Raw genomic sequence first — 26791 nt, 5'->3', positions numbered from 1 at the left:
TCCCGCGGCCTTCGCGAGGCCACGCGGCATCAGACCGGATTTTCGCGGGAGGGGAAAGCGAGAGCCTTTTCGGGCGAAGCGGATACCGGTTCGCGTGAAGACGATGCGGCGCGAGGCGGAATGGCGCGAGGCCCCGAAACGATCAGCGCCCGAGCAAGGCCGGAACCGCCGCGGTGCCGGTGCTGCCGGTCGGGCTGAGGAAGGCCTCGCTCTCCAGATCGAGATCGGGGGCGTCGATGGGGCCGGTGAGGAGGAGCGGCAGTCTGAGCGAGCCGTTGAGCGAGGCGAGCGTGGCGCGCATGTCGAGCAGGCGCGAGCGCAGCGAGGCATTGCCGGAGAGATTGAGCCGATAATTCGATCCGCTCACTTGCGCATCGGTCAGCACGAGCAGCCCGTTGGCGATGCCGGCATTGGCGGCCAGCGTGTCGAAAGGCGTCTTGCCCTGGCGCCAGTCGCGCAGGAGAAGCGACGGGTTTCGCTCCGCCCGGCGCAGCAACTCGGAGAGGGCGACGCCGCCGATCTCGCCCTGCTTCAGGTTGATGCCGGCGCGCCCGGTCATCGAGCCGAGCAACTCGTCGAAGGTCCGGCCTGCGCCGTCCAGAGCGAGCTGGAAGCCGCCGGTGCCGGTGAGCCGCGTCAGCCGGGGCACATCCGCCGCGGCGCGGCCGAAATCGACCTTGTCGACCCCCGCCTGGACCTTCACATCCACGCCGGTCGGTGCGCTCACCGCGAGGAGGCGGCCCTTGACCGTGCCGCCATAGGCCGAGGCGCGCAGGAGGCCGGTCTCGAAGCGGCCCTTCTTGACCAGGACATAGGTCGCGACATCGGCAAGGCGGGCGCCGTTCAGCCGGGCGGCATCGACCGAGATCCGCAGATCGATGTCGCGCCCCGTCCAGCCGTCGAGATTGAACGGGCTGGTGTCGCGGGCATCGATCGCCGGCAGCGGCAGCCGGTCGATCAGGCGCCCCAGGTCGAGGCTGGCGCCGGCCAGCGTACCCGACAGCGCGAAGCGGCCGTCGACATCCGTCAGCTTCACGACGCCGTCGAGGCGGTCGCCGTCGAGGCTTGCCACGGCATTGTTGAACGAGGCTTCCCGCGGTTTCAATTGAAGGTCGGCATTGAGCGTCAGGGCACCAAGCGCGGCCGACAGCCGCGACTTCTCGCCGAACCAGTCGAGCAGGCCGGGGACGGAAGGCGTGGAGAGGGCGAGCATGCCCGTCACGACCGGCTCGCCGGGGCCGGAGCGCGTGCCCTCGAAGCGCAGCTTCAGCAGGGGCGAGGCGGCGGAGAGCGCGGCCTTGGCGCTGCCGCCGACGACCGGCCAGAGAAGGCTGACATCGGTCGGCACCCCCCGCCATTTGAACGAGCCGGCGAGGCTGAAGGGCTCGTTCTGCTCGCGCTCGTCGATGACCAGGTTGACGTCGCGCACGATGCTCTGGATCGCGGTGCCGCTGCGCAGGAACACGGAGCCGGAGCGGATGACGATGCGGCCCTGGCTCCGCAGCTTCTCCAGCTCGGCCAAAGGCGGGGCCAGCCAGTCGGTCAGCCCGTCGCTCTCGGCCGCCACGGCGACGTCGATCTGCGGCGCGAGGAGATCGACGCGGTCGAAGCTGAGCCGGCCCGTGAGCAGCGGCAGCAGGCGCAGATAGCCCCTGACCCGGAGGGCCTCGCCGGCGACGGTGCCGTCACGCTGTGAGAAGACCACTTTGGACAGGCTGATGCGCGGCAGCGGCAGGAAGGCGATCTCGGCACGCTCGAGCGACCTGACGACGAAGCCGGTTCGCTCCTCGATCGCCACGATGGCGCGCCGCTCGACCCGGCCGAGCGCGAGGTTCCAGGACTGCACTCCGAGCAGGCCGATCGCGACAACGAGGCTGAAGGCGAGAAACGCGGCGCGTTTGGTCATGGACTTCCGAATCGGTACGGGCCGAAAGTCAGCCAGCCCCCTGGCGGCACAGGGTTTAGGCCGATCGATGCCGCTTGTCGAGCCGGCAGAGCCGGCTATCCCCTTTGGTTTGCACCGGTTCTCGCCAGAATCATGGCGGGATAGAGGCCGGCGAGGATGATGAGCAAAGCCGCGAGCGCGCCTTCCTCGAAGACGCCGCGGGAGGCGTGCCCATAGACGACCGTCGCCAGCGTGTCGAGGTTGAGCGGCCGCAGCAGCAGCGTCGCGGGGAGTTCCTTGAGCCCGTCGACGAAGACGAGCAGGGCGGCCGCGGCGATGGCGGGGCGGGCGAGGGGCCAGTGCAGGCGCTGCAGGATTTCCGCGCCGCCGGCGCCGAGTCCGCGCGCCGCATCGTCGATGCGCGGCGAGACGCGGGCGAGCCCGCTTTCCACGCCGGAGATGCCGATGGCGAGGAAGCGCACGACATAGGCGATGACGAGCGCCGCGCCCGAGCCGATCAGGATCAGCCCGGGATTCAGCCCGAGAAACTGCCGCGACGCGTTGGCGACGGCATTGTCGAAGCCGGCGAGCGGCACCAGCAGGCCGAGCGCCAGCACCGTGCCCGGAACCGCGTAACCGAGGGCGGCAAGGCGCGCGAGCGGCTTCAGCCAGGCTTCGCGGCCACGCCGCCCCGCGGAGACGATCCCGATGCCGAGCCCGACGACCAGCAGCGCTGCCGTGCCCGCAAGCAGCAGCGCGTTGCCGAGCAGGCGCAGGAGGCCGGTGTCGAGCTGGCTCGACAGGTCACGCTGCAGCACCTCGACCAGCAGATATCCGATCGGCAGCGCCGCGCCGAACAGCACCGGCAGCGCGCAGGCCAGCACGGCCAACAGGGCGTCGCGGCCATGCAGCCGCTTGCGGGCAAGCGCGCGCGGCTGGCGCGCGGAGAGGGCGAAGCGGCGCTGGCCGCGCAGTTTCGCCTCGACGGCGATCAGGGCGAAGACGACGAGCAGCATGACGCAGGCGATCTGGGCGGCGCCCGCCAGCGAGCCGCGATTGAGCCAGGTCGTGTAGATCGAGAGCGTCAGCGAGCGGACGCCGAGATATTCGGTCGCGCCGATGTCGTTCAGCGTCTCGAGCAGGACGAGGGTGAGCCCGGCCGCCAGCGCCGGCCGCGCAAGCGGCAGGCCGATGCGCCAGAACAGCCTCGCCCGGCCGGCGCCGAGCGTGCGGGCCGCCTCGACGATGGAGGCGCCCTGGATGCCGAAGAGCGCGCGTGTGCTCAGATAGACATAAGGGTAGAGCACGAGCGCCATGATGACGACCGCGCCGGCCAGGTTGCGCGGGTCCGGAAACCAGTAGTCGCGCAGCGAGCGCCAGCCCGTCAGGGCGCGCAGCGCGGCCTGCAGCGGGCCGTTGAAGCCGAGGAATTCGACGTAGATATAGGCGGTGATGTAGGTCGGCAGCGCCAGCGGCAGGGCGAGCAGCCATTCGAGCGAGCGCCGGCCGGGGAACTCGTATTGGGTCACCAGCCAGGCGGTGCCCGTGCCGATCACGGCGCACAGGATCCCGACGCCGGCGAGCAGCAGCGCGGTCTGGCCGAGCGCGGCCGGCAGCACATTGGCGGCAAGATGCGGCCAGATCTCGGCCGCCTCGCGCGAGGACAGGGCGGTCGCGACCAGCGCCGCCAGCGGCATCAGCACGAGCGCCGCGCCGAGAAGCGAGACGAAGGCAAAACGCGTCGACGGCCGCCAAGCGAATGGCGGCCGCCGCGAAAGCGCGAGCGTCGTGCCCGGGCTCAACTGTCGAAACCGACCTTGTCGACGAGATCGGCCGCGGATTTGCGCTGCTTGGCGACCTCAGAGAGCGGCAGCTTGTCCGGCGTGACCGGGCCGAGCAGCTTCACGGCGGCGCTGTCGGTGACGGCGGCGTTGACCGGGAACTCGAAATTGCCGTTGGCATAGAGGGCCTGGGCCTTCTCGCCGAGCATGTAGTCGACGAGCTTCACGGCGTTGTCCTTGTTCGGCGCGTTCTTCGCCAGCGCGACGGCCGAGACGTTCACATGCGTGCCGCCATTGGCGAAGGTGGTCTTGAGCGGCTTGATCGCGTCGAACCAGCCCTTCTGCTCGTTCTTCGCCTGGCTCATCAGGCCGATATAGTAGGTGTTGATGATGGCCACGTCGCAGAGGCCGGACTGGATGTCGCGGGCGACGTCGCGGTCGCCGCCGCCGGGCTTGCGGGCCGCGTTGGCGCGCAGGGCCTTCAGATAGCCCTCGGCCTTGTCCGGGCCGTTATGGGCGACATAGGCGGCGAAGAACGCGTTGTTGTAGGGGTGCTGGCCGGCGCGGATGCAGAACTTGCCCTTCCACTTCGGATCCGCCAGCTCCTCATAGGTGATGGCGTCCTGCGCCACGCGCTCCTTCGAGGCCACGACGATGCGCGCGCGCTTGGTCAGCGTGACCCAGTTGTCGTCGGGGCGAAGCTGCGCCGGCACGACCTTCTCGATGGTCGTCGATTTGAGCGGCTGGGTGATGCCGGCATCGACGGCGGCGTTGATCTCGCCGACATCGACGAGGAGCATCAGATCGGCCGGGCTGTTGGCGCCCTCGGCGCGGATGCGCTCCTGCAAGCCGTCCTTCAGGAAGACCGCGTTGACCTTGATGCCGGTATCGGCGGTGAAGGCTTCCAGCACCGGGTTGAGGAGGGCGGGCTCGCGCGTCGTGTAGAGATTGACGCTCTGGGCGAAGGCCGGCGCCCCGAGCAGGCAGGACGACAGGGCCAGCAGGCCAAGATGCTTCTTTCCGATCATTCTTGTGTTCCCTCGGTTGGGCAAGTCGGTGCGTTGGGCGAGGGATAAAGGCCCCGTGACGTCTCCGTCAACAGGATAGTCTTTTAAAATCAATGTCTTATACGGTTTCTAGAGTGGTTCTTATTTTGACTGGTTCTAAGAAAGCGAGCATCACACGGAAAAGCTTCGCGAATTTCCGGCGCTGCTAGTCGTACGGCTTTCGTCGAACGAGCCGCGCTGCCGTTATCGTGAAATTGGAATCATCCGCACCGCGCCGCGCGTGTCGGAATCGAGCGATCCGCGCAGGACGGCGTCGCTCATCACCGTATCGCCCTCGAGGCTGGCCTCGCGAACCCGCATCTGCCGGCGCAGGCTGCGCGCCTCCGCCTCCATCCGCGAGATGCCGACCTGCTCGTCGATCTGGCGGCGCTGGGCCTTGGTGAGTTCGGAGGCCGAGCGGAAATCGCGGAAGTCGCGGCGGCTATAGGGCCAGCTCGATCCGCCCGTGAAGGTCGAGACCTTGCCGTCCAGCACGACACTGTCGCCGGGCCGCAAGGTGATATCGCGCAGCAGCGAGACGCGCTGCTCGCCAGCCTGCACGATCGCGGGGCGGCAGGCGGGGTTGGCGGATGTCTCGTGCCTGTAGGCAGTCGGCAGGGCGCCGTAGCGCTGGCCATCGGCCGCGACGGCATTGTCGATGGAGGCAGCCCCGGCAGCGACGGTGAAGACCTTGACCGGCAGGCCGGGGTTCATCGCCTCGCAGAGAGCCTGATGCGCCTTCAGGTCGGAGGAGGCGCGCAGCTGGCCGATCGGCGCGTGGAAGCCGTCGCAAAGCCGGACGCAGATCGTCTGGGCGGTCTTCGCCGTGGCCGACAGCGTGTCGGTCCGGGCGATTTTGGGGGCGGGTTTGTTCGGCCGCTGCGCGACCTTGCGGGCATTGCGGCGAAACGGATTGAGGTCGAGCACGGGCTGCGCGAGCCGTCCATCCGCGCCACTCCGGAACAGGGGCAGGCGCCAGCCATTGCCGGTCGGCGCATAGGCGTTCGCCTGCGGCGAGGCATCGGCCTGGCGCTGGGCCTTGCGGGCGGCTTCCTCGATGAAGAAGGAGCGGATGCCGGCATCGTCCTCGGCCTGGACCAGGGACGCCGTCAGGATCGCGCCGCCGGCGCCGAGCGCGAGGCCGGCGGCGGTCATCGCGATGAGACGCCGGCTCCGCGACGGCTTGCGCGCGGGCAGGGGGGCGGCGGGATGCGACTGGCGGAATGCCGCGACAACAGCTTGCCCGCCGCAGGCGGAAGCCTGCTCGAACCCATCACGGACACGCAACATGCGCCACTCCAAACCACGCTTGTTTCACCGTCCGCCGCGCGATTTGTGTAGTTTACCTTTTGTTAAGACTCAACGTCGCCGCCTGAAGAATTCATGGTAAATGGCGGGAATGCTTAACGGATCGGCCGCCGCAGCACGGCCGGACGCCATCTCTCAGAGCACCGCCACCAGCACGCCGGCCCACATGCACAGCAGCGCGATGGCGCCCACGCCATAGACCGCGCCGCGCAGCGGCAGCTGGTTCGGGCCGATATGGATGAGGGTGTGGACGACGCGGGAGGCGACGAAGATCCAGGCCAGCGCCGCCATGACATAGCTCGTCGCCGCGACCTGGATGGCCAGCATGATCAGCGCGAAGAAGACGACCGGCAGCTCGAACTGGTTCGAGAAGTTTGCCGAGGCGAGGCGGGCCGGGACGGGGTAGCGCTCGGTCGAAACCGAGACCTCGTCGGGCCGGACCTCGCCCGAGGTGAAGGCGTTCTTGCGGCGAACGCACAGGATGACGCCGACCACGAAGATCCAGAAGATCATCGCGAGCGCCGGGTAGACCAGCTTCAGGGCCATGTGTTGCTCTCCGCCTTCGTGCAGTCCGGCTCGTCCGGGCGAGCCAGACTGCACGAAGGCGCGACAGGCTCAAGAGCGGGTCGGGTAGTTCGGGCTCTCGCGCACGATCGTCACGTCGTGGACGTGGCTCTCGCGCAGGCCGGCGCTGGTGATGCGGATGAATCGCGCCTTGGCCTGGTAATCCGCCAGATCCTTGCCGCCGACATAGCCCATCGCGGCGCGCAGGCCCCCGGCGAGCTGATGCAGAACGCCCGAGACCGGGCCCTTATAGGCGACCTGGCCCTCGATGCCCTCGGGCACCAGCTTCAGCGAATCCTTGATGTCCTGCTGGAAGTAGCGATCCGCCGATCCGCGCGCCATGGCGCCGACCGAGCCCATGCCGCGATAGGATTTGTAGGAGCGGCCCTGGTAGAGGAAGGTGTCGCCCGGCGTCTCGTCGGTGCCGGCGAGCAGCGAGCCGACCATGGCGCAGGAGGCGCCGGCCGCGAGCGCCTTGGCGAGGTCGCCCGAATATTTGATGCCGCCATCGGCGATGATCGGAACGCCGGCCTTCACGCCTGCCGAGGCCGCGTCCATGATCGCGGTGAGCTGGGGCACGCCGACGCCCGCGACGATGCGGGTGGTGCAGATCGAGCCCGGCCCGATGCCGACCTTGATCGCGTCGGCGCCGGCGTCGATCAGCGCCTGGGCGCCGCCGGCGGTGGCGACGTTGCCGGCGATGACCTGCACGGCGTTGGAGAGCTTCTTCACGCGGCTGACCGCGTCGAGCACCTTGGCCGAATGGCCGTGGGCGGTGTCGACGACGATGAGGTCGACGCCGGCGTCGATCAGCATCTCCGAGCGCTCGAAGCCCTGCTCGCCGGTCGTGGTCGCGGCGGCGACGAGCAGGCGGCCCTGCGAATCCTTCGCGGCGTGGGGATGGGCGACCTGCTTCTCCATGTCCTTGACGGTGATCAGGCCGATGCAGCGAAAGTGATCGTCGACGACGAGCAGCTTCTCGATGCGGAACTGGTGGAGCAGGCGGCGCGCCTCTTCCTGGTTCACGCCTTCGCGGACGGTGATGAGCCGCTCCTTGGTCATCAGCTCGGAAACCGGCTGGTCCGGGTTGGCGGCGAAGCGGACGTCGCGGTTGGTCAGGATGCCGACGAGCTTGCCCTTGTGGCCTTGCGGCCCGCGCTCGACGACCGGGATGCCGGAGATGCCGTTCTGCTTCATCAGTGACAGCGCATCGGCCAGCGTCTCGTCGGGATGGATCGTGATCGGGTTCGCGATCATGCCCGATTCGAACTTCTTGACGAGGCGGACCTGCGCGGCCTGCTGATCGGCCTCGAGATTGCGATGGATGACGCCAAGCCCGCCGGCCTGCGCCATGGCGATCGCCATGCGGGCCTCGGTGACCGTATCCATCGCCGAGGCGATGATCGGCAGGTTCAGCGAGATCGAGCGGGTGAGCTGCGTGCGGATGTCGACATCGGCCGGCATGACCTCCGACGGACCCGGCTCCAGGAGCACGTCGTCGAAGGTGAGGCCGTCACGAATCAGACCGTCGAGGGAAAGCGTCATCGTCAACTCCGACGCCGGCCGAGCCGGCTTTTCTAAGGGGCCGGGCAGATGCGCCCATGGCCGAGTTGACGAGGCCCGTTAGCACGCGTCCGGCTGGTCCGCTAGAGCGCGTGCCAATTTATTTTGCAGTGCAGAAGCGGCCCCGGCGCATGGCCGTGCCGCTTTGCCGTTTGCCGGGGCCGGATTCAGCGTGCCGGCCGGCGGAAATCGGACGCCACCGGCGCCTCGGGCGAGACCCAGAAACAACCGGCCGCGAAGACCGTGGTGCCCGTCGCATTGGCGAGTTGCTGGCAGTCCCTCTGCCTCACGCAGTTGTTATACCGGATCATCTCGCCATAGCCCTGCGGCGCAGCCTTGTCCTGGCAGCCGCCGCGCCAGTCGGAGGGGGCTGCGGAAGCGGGCGCGGGCACCGCCATGCCATAGGCCAGGCCTGCCAGCGCGCCGAGAGCCGCAAGGCGCAGGCTCGAGCGGTTACGACGGAGAACGGGGGAAATTCTTGAAATATCGAACATGTCAGCCTCCAAGGTCAGCGACGCGCGCCCCTCGCGACGGTTCGGCTTAGCCGAACGAATCTTGAGGTGGGGCGGTGCCGGGTCTTGTTGCAGGGCGAAAAACGCATGGCGGCATTGTGTTCGGTGCCGGGTTATAATCTCAGGGCATAGCGGAGGCGCGCAAGGGGCGACCAAAACCGTGATTTCGACCTCGTCACGGGCGAATTGTCGCGTTAATAGCCGAGCTTATGATTTCAAGCGCGCCGGTTTCGTGCCGGCGCGGAGGTTCGGACCTTGCAACGCGCCAAACTGCTTCCCCTGATCGTCGCCTGCGCCCTGTTCATGGAGAACACCGACTCCACCGTCATCGCCACCTCGCTGCCGATGATCGCGAAGTCGCTGGGGGAGGATCCGATCGCGCTGAAGCTGGCGCTGACCTCCTATCTCGTCAGTCTCGCGGTCTTCATCCCGATCTCCGGCTGGATGGCGGACAAGTTCGGCGCCCGCAGCGTGTTCCGCGCGGCGCTCTGCATCTTCATGCTCGGCTCGGTGCTCTGCGCGGTGTCGAATTCGCTCGCCGCCTTCGTCGGCGCGCGCTTCATCCAGGGCATGGGCGGGGCGATGATGGTGCCGGTCGGGCGCCTCGTCATCCTGCGCAGCGTCAGCAAGGCCGAGATGGTCAGCGCGCTCGCCTATCTCACCGTCCCGGCGCTGGTCGGGCCCGTGGTCGGCCCGCCGCTCGGCGGCTTCATCACCACCTATTTCGATTGGCGCTGGATCTTCTTCATCAACATCCCGATCGGCCTCATCGGCATCGTGCTGTCGAGCATCTTCTTCGAGGACATCCGGGAGGAGGACGTGGCGCCGCTCGATGTGCGCGGCTTCGTCCTCTCGGCTTTCGGCTTCGCCGCGCTGATGCTCGGGCTGGCGACCGGCGGCCGGCACATGGTGCCGGAATATATCTCCTATGGCTGCGTGCTGGGCGGGGCGGCGGCGCTCGTCGCCTACTGGTTCCATGCGCGCCGCGTGCCTTATCCGGTCCTCGACCTCGCGCTCTTCCGCATCCCGACCTTCCGCATCGGCGTCGTCGGCGGCTCGATCTTCCGCACCGGCATCGGCGCGATCCCCTTCCTGCTGCCGCTGATGCTGCAGCTCGGATTCGGGCTCGATCCGCTGCAATCGGGCCTGATCACCTTCGCCTCGGCCGCCGGCGCGATGATCATGAAGACGCTGGCGCGGACCATCCTGGCGCAATACGGCTTCCGGCGCGTGCTGATCTTCAACGCGCTCGTCGGCTCCGCCTTCCTCGCGGCCTCCGGCCTCTTCACCCCGACGACGCCGCACGCGATCATGCTGTCGGTCCTGCTGATCGGCGGCTGCTTCCGCTCGCTGCAGTTCACCGGCATCAACGCGCTGAGCTATTCCGACGTCTCCAACCGCGAGATGTCGAGCGCGACCAGCCTGTCCAGCGTCGCGCAGCAATTGTCGCTCAGCATGGGCGTGACGATCGGCGCTTTCGCGCTGGAGGCGGCCAACACCTTCAACGGCGGCAAGGCGCTCGCGGCCGGCGATTTCTGGCCGGCCTTCGTCATCGTCGGGCTGATTTCGGCCTCCTCGGCGCTCTGGATGGCGCAGCTCGCGCCCGATGCCGGCGCCGAGGTCTCCGGCCACGCGCCGGTCAGCAAGCGCAAGCTGACGGCCGAGGCGATCGCCGAGCAGAAGCCGTTGGATTGAGCGGCTGCGATCTCGGCAAAGCCGCGATCATATCCCGTCTTGGGGTGGTTTTCCGGGCGCGAGGCCGGCTCGGGACGTGCGGTCTACGGGCCGAGGCCGGCTTCCCCGATCTGGCGCGCGATGGCGCCGGTCACCTGATCCATGCCGCTGTGGCTCGTATCCGGCATCCAGCGTTGTTTCGCGGACCCCGCGGTCACATCCATCTCCGTCGAAACCCGGCGTGTCAGCGGAGCTCTCTCGAAGGCCTCGATGACGCCCTTCAGCAGGCGCGGGGAGGGATTGACCATGTTCGACCGCCCTTGCTCGTGCTCCTTCGTCTGGCGCAAACCCGCCACGGCATCCGGCACGGCGCATTCAAGCTTGACGGTCGCGCGAAAGCGCGCGCCCGTCGGCTGGGCGCTGATTTCGTGGCCGAGGGCCCGGCAGCGAACGCGTTTGCTTCCGGCGATGATGAATGTCGCCATCAGCCGTCTGATCTCGGGGGCCGACGGGTCTCCCCGAGCGCTCAAGCTTGCGATTCGCCTGAGTTGCCATGCGACGGGATCGGCGATCATCCCGAGATCGACGAGATCCCGTCCGCCGGTTTCCGGGCGCAGCGCCGTGTTGAGCTGAACGGCAGCGGCGCGGTCGTAGTTGAGCCAGGCGCGGTAATAGAGCTCCGCCACTTGCTCGGGTGTCCGGTCGGAGGCCTGTGCAGGCAAGGATCCGAGGACGAGAACGGCAAGGGTTGAAAGAATCGAAACCAGACGCGTCTTGGTCATCTCGGAGATCTCGGCGCTCGGATGCGGCGATGCTGGGTTGCGGCCTGGGACATCTCTGTCGATTCTCAAACGGCCGTCTCGGCCGCATCCGGCTTGCGCCTGTACCCCGTCGCCAGCACGTAGAGCTCCGAGGAATCGGCGCGGCTGGCCGCCGGCTTGACGTTGCGCACGAGCGTGAAGTCGCGCTTCAGGCCCGCGAGCAGTTCGGCGCTGTCGCCACCCTGGAACAGCTTGGCGAGGAAGAAGCCGCCCGGTGCCAGCACGTCATGCGCGAATTCGAGCGCAGCCTCGGCCAGCGCGATGATCTTGAGGTGGTCGGTCTTCTTGTGGCCGGTGGTGTTGGCGGCCATGTCCGACATCACGCCGTCGGCCCGGCCGCCGAGCCGTTCGGTCAGCAGGGCCGGGGCCTCCTCGGCCATGAAATCCATCTGGATCAGGTCGACGGCCGGGATCGGGTCGACCGGCAGCAGGTCGATGCCGACGATATAGCCCTTGCCCTGTTCCAACCCGATGCGCTTGGCCGCGATCTGGCACCAGCCGCCCGGCGCGCAGCCGAGATCGACCAGGCGCTGGCCGGTTTTGAGGAATTTGTAGCGGTCGTCCATCTCCTCGAGCTTGAAGGCCGCGCGTGAGCGATAGCCCAGCTCTCTCGCCCGCTTCACATAAGGGTCGTTGAGCTGGCGCTCGAGCCAGAGCTGCGAGGAATGCTTGAGCTTGCCGGCCTTCTTGACCTTGACGCGCATGTCGCGCGCGCCTGCCGACGCCTTGCCACCGGCGCCGCCTCCCGATTTTCCGCTGCTCATCGCCGTCCAAGCCTATCTGCGCCGCCACCAGGCGCGATCCTCATGCATCATCCGCAGCAGGATGCCTTCGCGCAGGCCGCGATCGGCGATCCGGACCCGCTCGCTCGGAAAGGCGCGGCGGATCGCCTCGAAGATCGCGCAGCCGGCCAGCACGAGATCGGCGCGCTCGCGGCCGATGCAGGCATTCGCTGCTCGTGCGGCATAGTCCATCGCGATCAGCCGGTCGATGACCGCGAGGATATCGTCCTGGCGCATCCACAGCCCGTCGACCTCGCGCCGGTCGTAGCGGAGCAGGCCGAGATGGATGCCGGCGACGGTGGTGACCGTGCCGGAGGTGCCCAACAGATGGAAGGCGCGCGCCTGACGGGCGGGCGCGGCCCGCTTCACGAAGGGCTCGAGCGCCTGCGCGCAATCATCGACCATGCGCTCGAACAGCTCGCGGCTGACCTCGACGCCGCCATAGCGTTCCGCCACCGTGACGACGCCGATCGGCAGCGAGGCCCATTCGCGGATGCGGGCGGCGGGGTCGCGCGCCTCGCTGCGGTTGCCGAGCCAGACGATCTCGGTGGAGCCGCCGCCGATGTCGAAGACGATGACCCCTTCGGCCGCCGGGTCCGCCAGCGCGGCGCAGCCCGAGACGGCCAGGGCGGCCTCGGTACGCTGGTCGATGATCTCCAGCGCCAATTCGGCCTCGGCCGCGACGCGGCGGACGAAGTCGAGCCCGTTCGTGGCGGCGCGGCAGGCTTCCGTGGTGACGAGCCGGGCGCGGGTGACGCCGCGATTCGCCATCTTGCCCCGGCAGATCTTCAGCGCCTCGACGGCCCGGTCCATGGCGGCATCGCCGAGGCGGCTGCTCGCCGCCAGCCCTTCGCCCAGGCGCACGATCCGCGAGAAGGCATCGACGACCCGGAAACCGTGCTGGGCCGGGCGGGCGATCAGCAGCCGGCAATTATTCGTGCCGAGATCGAGGGCCGCATAGGTCGCGGGCGCGGGGAAGAGCCGATGTCCGTTATGGGGACGGGCGGTGGCACCAACGGCGGCGCCGCCGGCCCTGAGCGGATCGGCGTCATGTCGATGTGGCGGCGCCGCGGATGCGACGCCTCCCTGCTGCCGGTCCTCGACCGCCGCCATTCCAATCCCCCGACCTGCCGCACCCGCATGAAGCGATCCGGCAGGGGCCGCGCAAGGCGCAGCCATTTGCTTCGTCAGCAAGCTAACTACAGCGCAAGCCACGTGCCAAGCAGAACCTTGCCATGGGGACTGGCAAACAGGCCCTCGCGCGGCAGGCCGGGAACCGAAATCCGGGCGATGCCCTTGCGCGGAAGCCGCGGCTTCGGCAAGTCTCCGCCCGCTGCGCCGCAGAGCGCGGGATGGGTTATCGCATCGGCTTCTTCCGGAAAGGGGATTCCGCTTTTCGGTCCGATGCTCATGGGACAGGGCAGGAAGCAGAGCATGGCCGCCAGACATCTCCTTGCGATCGACCAGGGCACGACCTCCTCGCGGGCGATCCTGTTCGATGCTTCGCTCGCTCCGGTGGCCAGCGCGCAAAGGGAGTTCCCGCAGCATTTTCCAGCCTCCGGCTGGGTCGAGCACGAGCCGGAGGATATCTGGGACACCGTGCTTGAGACGGCGCGCGAGGCTCTCGCCAAGGCGGGGCTCGGCGCGCGGGACATCGCCGGAATCGGCATCACCAACCAGCGCGAGACCACGCTGATCTGGGACCGCCAGACGGGCAGGGCGATCCACCGCGCCATCGTCTGGCAGGACAGGCGCACCGCCGAGGCCTGCGCGCAGCTCGTCGCTGCCGGCCATGAGGAGCTCGTCGCCAGCCGCACCGGCCTGCGCATCGACCCCTATTTCTCCGGCACCAAGATCGCCTGGCTGCTCGATAATGTTCCCGGTGCCCGCCGCCGTGCGGAAGCGGGCGAGCTCGCCTTCGGCACCGTCGATTCCTTCCTGCTCTGGCGGCTGACGGGCGGTGCGGTGCATGCGACCGACGCGACCAATGCGGCGCGCACCATGCTGTTCGATATCGGCCGTGGTGTCTGGGACAAGGACCTGCTCGCGCTGCTCGACATTCCCGAGGCGATCCTGCCGGAGGTCCGCGATTGCGCGGCCCATTTCGGCGACACCGCGCCGGAGCTGTTCGGCGGCCCGATTGCGGTGCGCGGCATCGCCGGCGACCAGCAGGCCGCGACGATCGGGCAGGCCTGCTTCGATCCGGGCATGGTCAAGTCGACCTACGGCACGGGCTGCTTCGCGCTGCTCAACACCGGCGACACGCCGGTCCGCTCCAGGAACCGGCTGCTCGGCACCATCGCTTATCAGCTTGGCGGCAAGCGCTCCTACGCGCTGGAAGGCTCGATCTTCATCGCGGGCGCCGCGGTGCAATGGCTGCGCGACGGTCTCGGCATCATCGAGAAGGCGAGCGATACCGGCCCGCTCGCGGAAGCGGCCGACCCGGCGCAGGACGTCTATCTCGTGCCGGCCTTCGTCGGGCTCGGCGCCCCGCATTGGGATGCCAATGCGCGCGGCGCCCTGTTCGGGCTGACGCGCGGCACGGGCCCGCGCGAATTCGCCCGCGCCACGCTGGAAAGCGTCTGCTACCAGACGCTCGACCTGATCGAGGCCATGCATGCCGACTGGCCCGAAGCCGGGCAGGGCGGCCGCTCGGTCCTGCGCGTCGATGGCGGCATGGTCGCCTCCGACTGGACGATGCAGCGCCTCGCCGACATCCTCGACCTGCCCGTTGACCGCCCGACCGTGCTGGAGACGACGGCGCTGGGCGCGGCCTATCTCGCCGGGCTCGATGCCGGGCTGCTGCCCGAGCCCGACCGCTTCGCCGATCTCTGGCGGCTGGAACGACGCTTCCTGCCGGCGATGGCGGCGAGCCAGCGCACGCGCAAGGTCGCCGGCTGGCGCGACGCCGTGCGGCGGACGCTGAGCGACGCATAGAGCCTGCCGATTTCGCACGGCTCCACCTCGGTCATCCCGGGCCTGACCCGGGATCCATGCCGGAGCGCTTCCAAAGAAGGCTCAGGCATGAACCCCGGATCTCCGCTTCGCTGCATCCGGGATGACCCGCGTTTCCGCGGAAATGCAGCAAACGCTCGAAGAGCCTTCCATGGGGCTTCGGAAGGCAAGCGCCGCCGTCACCGTCGCTCGGGACGTGGCGCGTCATCGAGGAGACCGGCCTCCATCCGCTCGAGAGCCGTGAGCAGGGGCGCGGCGTGTGGGCCGAGCTCGGCCAGAAGAGCAGCCTCGAAGGCGAGTGCGCGCGGCACGATCTCGGCATAGCTGCGCAGGCCCGCTGCCGTGAGCGTGAGGCCCTCTTCCCTCCGGTCGAGTTCGCTCCGGCTACGCACCAGCCAGCGCCGCTCCTCCAGCGCCCGCACGGCCCGGCTGACCTTGGTCTTGTGCATGGCCGAATGGGCACCGATGGCCTTCGCGGTCATCGTCCCGAATTGCGCGAGCGTCGCCAGCACGCGCCATTCCGGCACGGTCAGATCGTGATGCGGGCCGTAGACCGCGCGGAATTTCAGCGAAACCACCGAGGCGAGGCGGTTGAGGCGATAGGGCAGGAAGCTTTCGAGCGCGAGAGTGGCCATGCCTTGTTAGTTACAAAATGGACAGTTACCAAAGTAACTATCCTGCGGCGCGCCCGCGCCCCCTGGCGCGCCGCGCGTTTCGGCCGGCTTGCGGGGGCAGGGCAGTTTGGTGTGCGGCCGGCGCGGGCCGGGCGCGGCCGCGGAAAGGTTCCAGATCATGAACGTTCAGAAACCGGGCGGCGCCAAGACAGACGACGGCAAGACGAATGACCGCAAGCTCCGGAGCGCGATCGCGGCCGGTTACATGTCCGGCTTCGGCAACGGTTTCGAGACCGAGGCGCTGCCGGGCGCCCTGCCGCTCGGGCGCAATTCGCCGCAGAAATGCGCCTATGGCCTCTATGCCGAGCAGCTCTCCGGCTCGCCCTTCACCGCGCCGCGCACCACCAATGAGCGCTCCTGGCTCTACCGCATCCGGCCGACGGTCGCCCATTGGAATAAGTTCCGGAAGGTCGATGCCGGGCTTTGGCGCACCGCGCCGGCCCGCGAGGTCGACCTGCCGATCGCGCCGCTGCGCTGGAGCCCGCTCCCGATTCCCGCAGAGCCGCTCTCCTTCGTCGAGGGCATCCGCAGCATGACCACCGCCGGCGATGCCGGCAGCCAGGGCGGCATGGGCGCGCATGTCTATCTGATCACCCGCTCGATGGTGGACGAATACTTCTACAACGCCGATGGCGAGATGCTCTTCGTGCCGCAGCAGGGCGCCTTACGCCTGTGGACTGAATTCGGCATCATCGACATCGAGTCGGGCGAGATCGCGGTGATCCCGCGCGGCGTGAAGATCCGCGTCGAGCTCCGCGACGGCCCGGCGCGCGGCTATATCTGCGAGAACTATGGCGGCGCCTTCACCTTGCCGGAACGCGGGCCGATCGGCGCGAACTGCCTCGCCAATCCCCGCGATTTCCTCACCCCCGTCGCAGCCTATGAGGACCGCGACGCGCCCTCGAAGATGTATGTGAAATGGGGCGGCAACCTCTGGGTTGCCGATATCGCGCATTCGCCGCTCGACGTCGTCGCCTGGCACGGCAATTACGCGCCCTACAAATACGATCTCAGGCGCTTCTCGCCGGTCGGCCCGGTGCTCTACGACCACGCCGACCCCTCGATCTTCACGGTGCTGACCTCGCCTTCAGAGACGCCCGGCACCGCCAATGTCGATTTCGTCGTCTTCTCCGATCGCTGGCTGGTGGCGGAGAACACCTTCCGGCCGCCCTGGTACCACATGAACGTGATGAGCGAGTTCATGGGGCTGGTCTACGGCGTCTATGATGCCAAGACGGGCGGTGGCTTCGTGCCTGGCGGCATCTCGCTGCATAATTCGATGCTGCCGCACGGCCCCGATGTCGACGCTTTCGAGAGGGCCTCCACTGTCGAGCTGAAGCCGCACAAGCTCGAGGGCACGCTCGCCTTCATGTTCGAGACGCGCTTTCCTCAAGCCGTCACGGCCTTCGCCGCGCGGACGGAGGCGCTCCAGAGCGACTATGGCGGCTATGGCCACAAGCTGACGAAGCACTTCGATCCGACCAGGCCCTGATCTCTCGCGGCCAGTTCCTGCTGCTTGCGCGTTCCGGCGGCGGGCGCGGCGAGGGCGTTGCGTCCGAGCGCGCAGGGGGGAGCTGGACGACGGCGCCGCGACATGGCGGCGTCATCACATCATGAGAGCTTCCACCGCTCTTGCGCATTTCTGCTCTTGCCAAGGCGAGAAGCATTGATTAGACCGCCGCTCACCAACGCGAACGCACAGGCCGCGCCGTTGGGGGATCGTCTAACGGTAGGACCCCAGACTCTGACTCTGGTTGTCTAGGTTCGAATCCTAGTCCCCCAGCCACTTCTCGGTGGCGCCGCAAAACAAGCTCAATCATTGACAGAGAGTAGATCGCTCCGGTAGCCCGGCGGCGGCGCATTTTGGTGTCCATCCTCTGGGAAGGAAACCGATAGGCGCCCGTCTTGGGATGCTTGAATGGACGCGCCATCGAAGGGACCATTCGGATCACCCGTGGTATCGCACGGGAACCTTAAGGCCTTTGATCTTGCTGTTTTCTCTAGCTGATCGACCGCTTAGCGGAAGAATGGTGCCCAGGGGCGGAATCGAACCACCGACACTGCGATTTTCAGTCGCATGCTCTACCAACTGAGCTACCTGGGCGCCCCGGTGGCGCGCGGCGCCTTCCGTGTTGGTCGGGGCGATATAGAGGCTGGCGCCAAGCCTGTCCAGTCACTTCAGCCGGCTTTCTACAACTCGCTTCGTCATGTCCCGCGATAGGCCGCCAAGAGGCGACTTTATGGGCCTATGGCGCCGCTGCCATCGCTCGATCGCCACCCGTCCTGCCGGACGCGACGATGGTGATCGATGGATGTCGCATCGCATCGGAGGGTTTCGAAGAGGGGATTCCGCTGTCGGGCCGATGCTGGAGAGGCAGGTGCGATCCGGCTGATTCGACCTGATCGGGTCAGGCGTGCTCCGGCCTCGTCCGGGCGAGGAGCTGCGCCAGCCGGTCGATGCTTGCCAGGGCCTGCCGCCGGGCCGCTTCCAGTTCGGCGATCGGGGCCTGGCCATAGAGCAAGCGCGCGAAGGCGATGATGCTGGTGAGCGTCTGAAACGAGGCCTCGTCGAGCTCCGGCGAGGGCGGCAGGACGCAGCCGAGATTCGCGACATGGTTCTCGGCGCTTGCCTGCAGCGCCTTGGCGTTCAGCACGCCGGCCTTCAGGACGTCGCTCCGCAGCGTTTCGATGTCGTCGAAAGGCCGGAATTCCACCGTTTCAACCATGTTCTTTCTCGGGAGCGAGGTGGGGCCGCCAATCTGAGGAAGACTATCTCCGAACAGGATCGAAGGCAGCATGGTCATCGCATCGTGGTTACGCCGGCGTCTACGTGAGGGAGTGCTACGTGTCTCAGCGGAAGGCGGCGGTTCTCATTCCTCCGTATCCTGCTCGATCGGTGTATCGGCAGGCCGGAATTGCTGGCCGCTGAGAGAACGCACCAAGGTCCTGACCAGAGCCGCGACGACCACGACCAGAGGCAAGGCCATGACGGCATTGCCATCCAGCGCCATCCAGATCGCCAGGCCGCAGCTGATGGCGATCCCCAGGACGAGCAGCAGCTTCATGCCGCGATGCTGACGCCGACGGGCGCTTTCGGCAAGGGTCGGCTGCTGATGCGGCTGATCTTTCATCGCCGGCTTTCCTGGCCGGCAGCCTGCTGCTCACAAAAACGCGCATTGACGGCAGGAGAGCGGCGGGAAAGGATGCGGACGTGCTCGCCATGGTTGCTCCCGAGTTTCGGGGCGCATCAGGATCGGTTCGGGGGCCGAAGCGTCGTCTTCGGGCGCTGGCGGTCGGGCTGGTCCTCGCTCTCCTGCCCGGCGCTGGCAAGGCCGGTGACCTCCAGCCCTGGTCCAGCCCCGCTCCGCCGGAGCTGGCGCTCACGCGCCTCGATGCGGCAGCGCTCGATCTCGCCGATATGCGCGGCGAGCCCGTCATCGTCCACTTCTTCGCGACCTGGTGCGGCCCCTGCATCGAGGAGATGGCCTCGCTGAACGCGCTGGCGCAGCGTCGCGACCCGGCCGTCGCGATCCTCGCCGTCAATGTCGGCGAGGTTCCGGCGCGGCTGCGCAGCTTCTTCAAGGCGCGTCCTGTCGATTTCCCGGTGCTGCTCGACGAGGACCGTGCGGCGATGAAGCGCTGGCAGGTGCTCGGCCTGCCGACGAGCTTCGTGCTCGACGGGCAACTGCGCCCGGCGTTCAAGACGGAGGAACCGCTCGACTGGACGAGCCCGGCCGTTCTGCGAGCGCTCACCGCCGTCGCGAAACCGGGTGGATAGAACCCTTCGGAAGAACGCCCCGAGGAAGAAAGACCCAAGCAAGACCTGTCCAGGACAACCGCTGACAAAAACGAGGGAGGAGCCATCCGATGATCAATCGCCGCGACATGCTCAAGACAGGGGCCGCCGCTGCCGGCGCGGCCCTGCTGATGCCGCATCAGGCTTTCGCGCAGGCTCCGGCCTTCGCGCCGAAGCCCGGCAAATGGCGGGATTTCGAAGTGGTGACGCGGCTCGACCTGGCCGGGCAGGGCAAGGCGCAGGCCTGGATTCCGCTGCCCTCCGTCGATCAGCCGGAGTGGATCAGGCCCGGCAAGAGCGACTGGACGACCAATGCCGCCTCAGTGGAGGTGGTGCGGGATCCGAAATACGGCGCGCAGATGCTGCATGTCGTCTTCAAGGAGGGTGAGGCCGCGCCTTCGGTCGAGCTCCGCAGCCGCTTTTCGTTGCGCGACCGGGCGGAGGATTTCGCCGCTGGCGGCAAGCCCGCCCTCAGTGAGGCCGAGCGCAAGCTCTATCTCGAGGCGACCGAATTGATGCCGACCGACGGTATCGTCCGGGAGACCGCCGAGAAGGCGGCGGCCGGCAAGACCGGCGACGTCGAGAAGGCTCGCGCCATCTATGAATGGGTGGTGGCCAACACCTTCCGCGATGCGAAGACGCGGGGCTGCGGCACGGGCGATGTCGCCTCGATGCTGCGCACCGGCAATCTCGGCGGTAAATGCGCCGATCTCAATGCCCTCTATGTCGCGCTGGTGCGCTCCGTCGGCATTCCCGCGCGCGACATCTACGGCATCCGCGTGGCGCCCTCGCAATTCGGCTATGCCAGCCTCGGCGCCGGCTCGGCGACGATCACCAAGTCGCAGCATTGCCGCGCGGAGGTCTGGCTCGAAGGCCATGGCTGGGTCGCGACCGACCCCGCGGATGTCCGCAAGGTCGTGCTGGAGGAGCCGCCCGGCAACAACGCCATCGACAACCCCAAGGTGGTCGCGGCGCGCGAGACGCTGTTCGGCGCCTGGGAGGGCAACTGGCTCGGCTACAACATGGCGCATGACCTCGAATTGCCGGGCTCGCGGCACAAGGTCGGCTTCCTGATGTATCCGCAGGCCGAGGTCGCCGGCGCGCTGCTCGACTGCCTCGACCCGGACACGTTCCGATACATGATCAGGTCCGCCGAGATCACGGCCTGATTCAGAGGGCCGGGCAGGGAGCCCGGCCGCCGCTTTCCGGAGATGAGACGATGAGCGAGACAATCGAGCGCGAGGCCCCGGCGCGGGCGGCCGCTCCGCGCCTGACCAGCCTCGCCCATGGCGGCGGCTGCGGCTGCAAGCTTGCCCCTTCGGTGCTCCAGCAATTGCTGGCCGAGCACCCGGCGGCGGGGCCGTACAAACAATTGCTGGTGGGAACCGAAACCGGCGACGACGCCGCCGTCTGGCAGATCGACGACGAGACCTGCGTCGTCGCCACGACCGATTTCTTCATGCCGATGGTCGATGATCCCCGTGATTTCGGCCGCATCGCCGCGACCAACGCGATCTCCGACGTCTACGCCATGGGCGGAAAGCCGATCATGGCGCTCGCCATCCTCGGAATGCCGCTCGACAAGCTGCCGGTGGAGATGACCCGCGAGATCCTGAAGGGCGGCGCCTCGATCTGTGCGGAGGCCGGCATTCCCGTCGCCGGCGGCCATTCCATCGACGCGCCCGAGCCGATCTATGGGCTTGCCGTCATCGGCCTGCTCAATCCGAAGACCCTGCGGCGCAACAGCGGCGCGCGGCCGGGCGACGCACTGATCCTGACCAAGGCGCTCGGCGTCGGCATCTATTCGGCCGCCTTCAAGAAGGGCGAGCTTTCGGCGGCGGCCTATGACGAGATGATCGCCTCGGTGACGCTGCTCAACCGCGTCGGCGCCGAATTGGCGAAGGACGAGGACGTGCACGCCATCACCGACGTCACCGGCTTCGGCATCCTGGGCCACGGGCTGGAAATGGCGCGCGGCTCTGGCGCGACGCTGAAGCTTCGCCTTGCCGACCTGCCGTTCCTGTCGCAGGCGGAAAGGCTCGTGCAGGCAGGGCGGGTGACCGGAGCCTCCCATCGCAACTGGGCGAGCTATGGCGAGGGCGTCGTTCTGCCGGCCGGCCTGCCGGAGTGGCGCAGGCATCTGCTCACCGATCCGCAGACATCCGGCGGATTGCTGGTCTCCTGCAAGGCGGAACGGGCGGGGGATGTGCTCGCGCAGATCAAGGCGGCGGGCTGCCCGGCCGCGCGGATCATCGGCGCCGTGGAGGCAGGGCCGGGGCGGGTGCTGGTGGTTTGATGCGCTTCATGCCGCCTCGACCTTGAGGTTGCGGCCCCAGACGTCGAAGAAGGCGCCTTCGTTCAGTACCAGCCGGTTCTCCCTGAGCGCGCCTTCCAGCTCCCGCAGCCGGGCGCGGGCGGTTTCGTCGGGCACGAGCCCGCCATCCGCGTCGCGGGTGGGGAAGAAGGCGGCGCCATCCCAGCTCGTGCCCGCGCCGCGCAGCATCAGCACGATGTCGCCCCAGTCGATCTCGTCGCCGACGACATGGACGAAGGTCGAGCGCAGCGGCTCCACCTTCGGCGGGGCGATCCTGACGAGCACGATCAGCGCCGTGAACGGGCCCTTGCGGAAGAGCTTGCCGAGCCAGCGATCGAAATCGGTGCCGAGCCCTCTAGAAGTCGACACGCGGCGTATCCGGCATGTAGCGCTCGAACAGCGCGTAGAAGTCGCTGCCGATCTCGGCGCGATACCAATCCTCGAAGCCGCGCAGCGCCTCCGCGGCGCTTTCGGTGGTGGAGGCGGCTTCCGTCGACAATTCGGTCCGTAGCGCCTCGAGAAAAGGCGTCAATCGGTCGAGGACGAGCTCCTGCCGGGGCCCGATCTCCTCCCAGCCGAGCGTTTGCGCGATGACGAAGCGGGCGCGTGCAACGGCTTTCTCGGGCTCGTCGGCTTCCCTGATGGCCCTGACGGCGCCGCGCACGAGATTGAGCCGCCGGAAGGCCGTGGCGCGTTCGAGAGCGAGCACGGCGATCCGTGCAGCCACCTCCTTGCGATAGGCGTCCTCAGCCTCCCCAGCGGCTTCGGCGGCGTGCTCGAAGCCGGCGATCAGATCGAGGGCGGGGGCTTCGCTGTCGGTCATGCGGCCTCTCGATCTTTGCCCGGACAATGACGTTCGATGCTCAGAAAATCTAATAAAAACAAATGATTGCGACATCGGCTTGAATCAGGAACTCAGTTCGATGCCGTAAAAACTGGCGGAAGAGAATGGGAGTCGAACCCACCAGAGACCGTCTGACGGCCCCTCCCGGATTTGAAGTCCGGACGCCCCACCGGGGACGTTTCTCCTCCATCGGGTGCCACCGGCAGCGGCCCGAACAGGTCGAGCCGCTGCCGGTTGATGCGCCGGAGATCGCCGCGGCGGATGGTGACGCCGTGGCGGTCGAAGAATTCGAGAATCTGGATAGCGACCTTTCGGCCGTTGTCGAGCCTGTCGCGGAATTGCGCGGCGTTGAAGCCGGCCGGATGCTGTGCGGCAAGCGCGCTCGCGATGCCGACCATCTCGACCAGCGTGTCGCGCTGGAAGAAGTGATCGAGCGCGATTTCGTGCACGTCGCCGCGCCGTCCGATCAGCCGGAACAGCCGACGGATTTCCTCCTCGCGACGGCCGAGCATCTGGCCGATGTCGCGCACGCGCGGCGGGCGAAAGCGCTCATCGCCGCCGATCAGCGGTGCGATGCGGCCCCACAGGGTCTCGTCCTCCGGCGAGAGCCGGACTTCGTGACCCGGCCGCCTGATCCAGGAGCCGGAGGCGGCGACCACGCCGTCCTCCGTGAGCCGCGCCAGCGCCTGGCGGAACAAGGGCGCCGGCTGGCGCGGCGCCACAGCGAGCCGCAAACGCTCCAGCCCCATGCCGGGCAGGTCGGGATGCTCAGCGTGATAGGCGTCGAGCGTGTCGGCCACGGCTTTAGCCAGCGCCTGCCAATGCTCGGGCAGCATCGCAAGGGCGCCGATCCTGACGAGGTGAAGCCGTGCGGTCAGTTGCTCCGCGGCGTCAGCGCCCAGCGCGCGGTCGCGGACGAAGCTGTCGATCTCGACATGGTAGGGCGCGACCCCCAGCAGCGCACGCAAAGCCTCGGCCGGATCGGCGAGGCCGAGGGCGGCAAGCTGCGCCAGCCGCTCCGGGCTGCGGCGCCTGCGCTCCGGAGCGCGCAGGTCGAGGAAGCGGCCGCCGCCGATGCTGCGCGAGGCCGAGATGTCGCGCAGCACGAAGCGGTCGAGCGCCGCCGCGGCGAGCGGGCTGTCGAGAACGAGCTGGACCGGGGCGGTCGCGCCCGGCGCGATCTCCTCGCCCAGCAGCACGATGCGGGCGCCGACTTCCGCCGCCGCGTGGTGGAGGCGCACCGGCTGCCACATGGCGAGGGGCCTGGTTTCCGAGGCGAGCAGCGTGATCTCGGCGTCGATGCGGCTTGCCGGTGCGTGCAGGACCGGCGCCAGCACCATGTCGCCATGCCGGATCGCCTCCTTCGCGATGCCCGGTCCGGCAAGGTTGAGCGCACAGCGGTCGCCGGCATGGCCGGTCTCGGCCGGACGGTTCTGGGCATGGATCGAGCGGATGCGCGCCGGCAGGCCGGCCGGCGAGACGATGACGCTGTCGCCGACGTGGACGGAGCCCGACAGCACCGTGCCTGTCACCACCGTGCCGGTGCCCTGCAAGGTGAAGCAGCGATCGACAGCGAGGCGGAAAGCGCCGTCGCCCCGCCTGCCTTGCGCCTGACGTGCCTTGGCCGCGAGCAATTCGCTCAATTCCGGGAGGCCGTCGCCGGTCACGGCCGAGACCGGCAGCAGCGGTGCGTCGGCGAAGGGCGTGTCCGCGAGCAGGATGGCGACCTCGTTGCGCACGGTGGCGATCCGCTCCGCACCGACGAGATCGGTCTTGGTGAGCGCCACCACGGCCTCGCGGATGCCGAGCAGGCGGGCGATGGCGACATGCTCGCGCGTCTGCGGCATGACGCCGTCATCGGCCGCGACGACGAGCAGGATGAGGTCGATGCCGGAAGCGCCGGCCAGCATCGTATGGACCAGCTTCTCATGGCCGGGAACGTCGATGAAGCCGATCACGGAGCCGTCGGCCTGCGGCCAATAGGCGAAGCCGAGCGCGATCGAGATGCCGCGCGCCTTCTCCTCCTTCAGCCGGTCGGTATCGACGCCGGTGAGGCGCTTCACCAGCGAGGTCTTGCCATGGTCGATATGGCCGGCCGTGCCGATGATCATGGCGCGGCCTCGATCGGGGAGGCGGCGCGCGCGGCCTTGATGAAGGGCGCGGCGAGACGGCTGCCCTTGGCTTCGGCCGAGAGCAGCAGGGAAAGCGCGCGCTCGGAATCCTGAGCCACGCCCTGGCCGAGCAGGGTCGCGGCGCCAAGCATGGCTTCGGAATCGGGATCGCCGGCGGCCATGCCGCGCCGCCACCATTCGGCGGCCGCAGCCGGATCGCGCTCCACGCCGAGCGCGTCGTGGAACATCATGCCGAGCCGGGTCATGCTGGTCGCGATGCCGGCCTCGGCGGCGGCTTTCGCCCAGCGCAGGGCTTCCGCCCGCGCCTCGGGCAGGCCGCTTTCGAGCAGCATCCAGGACAGCATGTCCTGCGCCGGGGCATCGTCCTGTTCTGCCGCCAGCCGGTAGAGCCGCATCGCCTCGTCATCGCTCTGCGCGACGCCGTCGCCCCTGAAATGGAGCGCTGCGAGATTGCGCTGCCCGACCGGATCACCGCTATTCGCGGCCAGCGTCAGCCAGCGCAACGCCAGCGCCAGATCGCGCTCCACCCCGAGCCCTTCGGCGAAACAGGCGCCGATATTGTTCTGGGCCCGCGCGATGCCGGCATGGGCGAGCGGCCCCCAGAGCGCCAGTGCGGCGCGATGGTCGCCGCGCTCGACGGCATCAGTGGCGCGCGCCATGGCGGCAGCCACATCCTCCGCGCCGGAGTTGTCCTTGTGGCGCAGCCGATCAAGCCAGCCCATCGCCGCCTCCGGGCGTCAACGCCGCGAGCTGTGCGGCGAAGAGCGCTTCGTCTTCGAGGCAACGCAGATCGAGGACGAGCGCGCCTTGTGCGATGCGCCCGATCACCGGCACCGGCACGGCCCGGAAGGCGGCGGCCAAGGCCTCGACGGCGCCGCCGCTGGCCTTGCCGGCCGGCGCGATCGCCAGCCCCGCGCTCGGCAGCGTCTCCAGCGGCAACGCGCCGGAGCCGATCTGGCTGGCGCAGTCGATCGTCTCGACCTCCCAGCCGGCACCGAGCGCGGCCGCTACCTGTGGCCGCAGCCGCTCGGCCAGCGCGCGCAGCTCCGCGGCCTTCCGTGTGAACAGGCGCAGCGTCGGCAGGCGCTCGGCCAGCCGGTCGGGGTCGCGATAGAGCCTGAGCGTCGCCTCCAGCGCCGCGAGGCGGAGCTTGTCGAGCCGGAGCGCGCGCTTCAGCGGATTCCTGGCGAGCCTGGCGATCAGATCCTTCCGCCCGGCAACGATGCCGGCCTGCGGGCCCCCGAGCAGCTTGTCGCCCGAAAAGGTGACGAGATCGGCCCCGCCCTTCAGCGCGTCCTGCACGGTCTTTTCGTGCCGCAGCCCCCAGCGGGCGAGATCGATCAGCGTGCCCGAGCCGAGATCGTCGACGAAAGGCAGGTCGTGGGTGCGAGCGAGCTTCGCCAGCTCTGCCGGCTCCACCTCCGCCGTGAAGCCCTGCACGACATAGTTCGAGGTGTGCACCTTCAGCAGCAATCCGGTCTCAGGGCCGATGGCCTCGGCATAGTCCTTGAGATGCGTGCGATTGGTGGTGCCGACCTCGCGCAGGATCGCGCCGGCGCGGCCCATGATATCCGGCATGCGGAAGGCGCCGCCGATCTCGATCAGCTCGCCGCGCGAGACGATGGCCTCGCGATCCCGGGCGAGGGTGTTGAGCACGAGCAGAACCGCCGAGGCATTGTTGTTGACCAGCACCGCATCCTCGGCGCCGGTCAATTCCCGGATCAGGCCGCGCACATGCGCGTCACGCTCGCCGCGCTGTCCGGCCTCGATCTCATATTCGAGATTGGTCGGCGCACGCATCGCGGTGACGACGGCTTCGATCGCCTCTTCGGCCAGCAGGGCGCGGCCGAGATTGGTGTGCAGCACCGTGCCAGTGAGGTTGATGACGGGGCGCTGCGACGGCCGCCCGCGCTCCTCCAGCACATCGAGCGCCATGCGCGCGATGGTCTCGGCCGAGGCGGAGTGAGAGGTCTCGCTCTGCCGCATCCGCTCCAGCACCTGCCGCACGGCCTGCGTCGTCTCGCTGCGGCCATGGCGGGCGATGGCGAGGGCGCCTTCGCCGCTGCGCAGGATCTCGTCGACCGAAGGGGGGCGGAAGCGTTCGGGTCTGTTCATCAGGCTCCCTCCGGGAGACGCATGA

General features: G+C 68.3%; 24 protein-coding genes, 3 tRNA genes and 1 pseudogene. 7 read left to right on the top strand and 21 right to left on the bottom strand.

Going from position 1 to position 26791, the window contains the following annotated elements; all coding sequences use genetic code 11:
• Positions 1-142 precede the first annotated feature (142 nt).
• The 7 genes from GY40_RS25900 to GY40_RS25870 all read right to left on the bottom strand — a co-directional run bounded on the left by GY40_RS25900 (position 143) and on the right by GY40_RS25870 (position 8641).
• Positions 143-1906 (bottom strand): AsmA family protein, encoded by a 1764-nt coding sequence (locus GY40_RS25900; protein ID WP_038368490.1) that lies wholly within the window; start codon positions 1904-1906, stop codon positions 143-145.
• Positions 1907-2001: 95 nt separating this feature from the next.
• On the bottom strand, positions 2002-3687 hold the full coding sequence (locus tag GY40_RS25895) for an ABC transporter permease (protein ID WP_038368489.1): 1686 nt from the start codon (positions 3685-3687) through the stop codon (positions 2002-2004).
• The gene (locus GY40_RS25890; protein ID WP_038368487.1) at positions 3684-4694 is read right to left on the bottom strand and encodes an extracellular solute-binding protein; all 1011 of its coding nucleotides are present in this window, start codon (positions 4692-4694) and stop codon (positions 3684-3686) included. The genes GY40_RS25895 and GY40_RS25890 overlap by 4 nt, the downstream gene beginning before the upstream one ends.
• A 222-nt stretch (positions 4695-4916) precedes the next feature.
• Positions 4917-6002: a DUF2865 domain-containing protein gene (locus tag GY40_RS25885; protein WP_038368485.1), complete on the bottom strand. Its 1086-nt coding sequence runs from the start codon at positions 6000-6002 to the stop codon at positions 4917-4919.
• Positions 6003-6155: 153 nt separating this feature from the next.
• Positions 6156-6566, bottom strand: a complete 411-nt coding sequence (locus GY40_RS25880) for an MAPEG family protein (protein WP_051988530.1) — start codon at positions 6564-6566, stop codon at positions 6156-6158.
• A gap of 69 nt (positions 6567-6635) precedes the next feature.
• Positions 6636-8129, bottom strand: a complete 1494-nt coding sequence (guaB, locus tag GY40_RS25875) for an IMP dehydrogenase (RefSeq protein WP_038368484.1) — start codon at positions 8127-8129, stop codon at positions 6636-6638.
• Between the two features lie 185 nt (positions 8130-8314).
• Positions 8315-8641, bottom strand: coding sequence for a hypothetical protein (locus GY40_RS25870; protein WP_038368481.1), 327 nt, complete (start codon positions 8639-8641; stop codon positions 8315-8317).
• Between the two features lie 273 nt (positions 8642-8914).
• Here GY40_RS25870 and GY40_RS25865 point away from each other — a divergent pair, with 273 nt between their 5' ends.
• A complete protein-coding gene (locus GY40_RS25865; protein ID WP_038368478.1) occupies positions 8915-10354 on the top strand; it encodes a DHA2 family efflux MFS transporter permease subunit in 1440 nt (479 codons plus the stop codon).
• A gap of 83 nt (positions 10355-10437) precedes the next feature.
• On the opposite strand, the gene GY40_RS25860 is transcribed toward GY40_RS25865, so the two are convergent.
• The 4 genes from GY40_RS25860 to GY40_RS28110 form a co-directional block, all read right to left on the bottom strand.
• Complete coding sequence (locus GY40_RS25860; RefSeq protein ID WP_038368475.1) at positions 10438-11115, bottom strand: hypothetical protein; 678 nt, start codon at positions 11113-11115, stop codon at positions 10438-10440.
• A 65-nt stretch (positions 11116-11180) separates the two neighbouring features.
• On the bottom strand, positions 11181-11918 hold the full coding sequence (locus GY40_RS25855; RefSeq protein ID WP_038368472.1) for an RlmE family RNA methyltransferase: 738 nt from the start codon (positions 11916-11918) through the stop codon (positions 11181-11183).
• Between the two features lie 12 nt (positions 11919-11930).
• Positions 11931-13049: a Ppx/GppA phosphatase family protein gene (locus tag GY40_RS25850; protein WP_051988529.1), complete on the bottom strand. Its 1119-nt coding sequence runs from the start codon at positions 13047-13049 to the stop codon at positions 11931-11933.
• A gap of 86 nt (positions 13050-13135) precedes the next feature.
• Positions 13136-13372, bottom strand: a complete 237-nt coding sequence (locus GY40_RS28110) for a hypothetical protein (protein ID WP_038368470.1) — start codon at positions 13370-13372, stop codon at positions 13136-13138.
• On the opposite strand from GY40_RS28110, the gene glpK reads away from it, so the two are divergent.
• Positions 13371-14873: a glycerol kinase GlpK gene (glpK, locus tag GY40_RS25840; protein WP_038368467.1), complete on the top strand. Its 1503-nt coding sequence runs from the start codon at positions 13371-13373 to the stop codon at positions 14871-14873. The genes GY40_RS28110 and glpK overlap by 2 nt on opposite strands.
• 197 nt (positions 14874-15070) lie before the next feature.
• Here the strand turns inward: glpK and GY40_RS25835 are convergent, their stop codons facing one another.
• Entirely contained in the window at positions 15071-15526 is a 456-nt protein-coding gene (locus GY40_RS25835; RefSeq protein ID WP_038368465.1) for a MarR family winged helix-turn-helix transcriptional regulator, read from the bottom strand.
• A 157-nt stretch (positions 15527-15683) separates the two neighbouring features.
• On the opposite strand from GY40_RS25835, the gene hmgA reads away from it, so the two are divergent.
• Positions 15684-17057, top strand: coding sequence for a homogentisate 1,2-dioxygenase (gene hmgA, locus GY40_RS25830; RefSeq protein WP_038368462.1), 1374 nt, complete (start codon positions 15684-15686; stop codon positions 17055-17057).
• Positions 17058-17277: 220 nt separating this feature from the next.
• A tRNA-Gln gene (locus GY40_RS25825) sits at positions 17278-17351 on the top strand.
• A gap of 242 nt (positions 17352-17593) precedes the next feature.
• On the opposite strand, the gene GY40_RS25820 is transcribed toward GY40_RS25825, so the two are convergent.
• The 3 genes from GY40_RS25820 to GY40_RS25810 form a co-directional block, all read right to left on the bottom strand.
• Positions 17594-17669 (bottom strand) — tRNA-Phe (locus tag GY40_RS25820).
• A 304-nt stretch (positions 17670-17973) separates the two neighbouring features.
• On the bottom strand, positions 17974-18291 hold the full coding sequence (locus GY40_RS25815) for a hypothetical protein (protein ID WP_038368459.1): 318 nt from the start codon (positions 18289-18291) through the stop codon (positions 17974-17976).
• A gap of 144 nt (positions 18292-18435) precedes the next feature.
• Entirely contained in the window at positions 18436-18696 is a 261-nt protein-coding gene (locus GY40_RS25810) for a hypothetical protein (protein WP_038368457.1), read from the bottom strand.
• Between the two features lie 89 nt (positions 18697-18785).
• On the opposite strand from GY40_RS25810, the gene GY40_RS25805 reads away from it, so the two are divergent.
• The 3 genes from GY40_RS25805 (at position 18786) to selD (ending at position 21657) form a co-directional block, all read left to right on the top strand.
• Entirely contained in the window at positions 18786-19343 is a 558-nt protein-coding gene (locus GY40_RS25805) for a TlpA disulfide reductase family protein (RefSeq protein WP_051988528.1), read from the top strand.
• 89 nt (positions 19344-19432) lie between these two features.
• A complete protein-coding gene (locus GY40_RS25800; RefSeq protein WP_156116084.1) occupies positions 19433-20530 on the top strand; it encodes a transglutaminase-like domain-containing protein in 1098 nt (365 codons plus the stop codon).
• A gap of 50 nt (positions 20531-20580) precedes the next feature.
• Positions 20581-21657 carry a selenide, water dikinase SelD gene (gene selD, locus GY40_RS25795; protein WP_051988527.1) on the top strand — a complete coding sequence of 359 codons (1077 nt, stop codon included), beginning with the start codon at positions 20581-20583 and terminating at the stop codon, positions 21655-21657.
• 6 nt (positions 21658-21663) lie between these two features.
• Here the strand turns inward: selD and GY40_RS25790 are convergent, their stop codons facing one another.
• The 6 genes and pseudogenes from GY40_RS25790 to selA all read right to left on the bottom strand — a co-directional run bounded on the left by GY40_RS25790 (position 21664) and on the right by selA (position 26766).
• Entirely contained in the window at positions 21664-22044 is a 381-nt protein-coding gene (locus GY40_RS25790; protein ID WP_038368454.1) for a hypothetical protein, read from the bottom strand.
• On the bottom strand, positions 22031-22498 hold the full coding sequence (locus tag GY40_RS26830) for a hypothetical protein (protein WP_051988525.1): 468 nt from the start codon (positions 22496-22498) through the stop codon (positions 22031-22033). The genes GY40_RS25790 and GY40_RS26830 overlap by 14 nt, the downstream gene beginning before the upstream one ends.
• 113 nt (positions 22499-22611) lie before the next feature.
• Positions 22612-22707: transfer RNA gene (locus GY40_RS27840), tRNA-Sec, on the bottom strand.
• 108 nt (positions 22708-22815) lie between these two features.
• Positions 22816-24630 (bottom strand): annotated as a pseudogene (selB, locus tag GY40_RS25780) (selenocysteine-specific translation elongation factor); the annotation flags it as partial.
• Entirely contained in the window at positions 24627-25373 is a 747-nt protein-coding gene (locus GY40_RS25775) for a tetratricopeptide repeat protein (protein ID WP_038368448.1), read from the bottom strand. The pseudogene selB and the gene GY40_RS25775, both read right to left, overlap by 4 nt.
• A complete protein-coding gene (selA, locus tag GY40_RS25770) occupies positions 25360-26766 on the bottom strand; it encodes an L-seryl-tRNA(Sec) selenium transferase (RefSeq protein WP_038368446.1) in 1407 nt (468 codons plus the stop codon). Before selA ends, GY40_RS25775 begins: the two co-directional genes overlap by 14 nt.
• Positions 26767-26791 lie beyond the last annotated feature (25 nt).

This window comes from Allobosea sp. UNC402CLCol (genome assembly GCF_000745475.1).
GTDB lineage: Bacteria > Pseudomonadota > Alphaproteobacteria > Rhizobiales > Beijerinckiaceae > Allobosea > Allobosea spartocytisi.
This window is presented reverse-complemented; position numbering and strand designations above follow the sequence as displayed.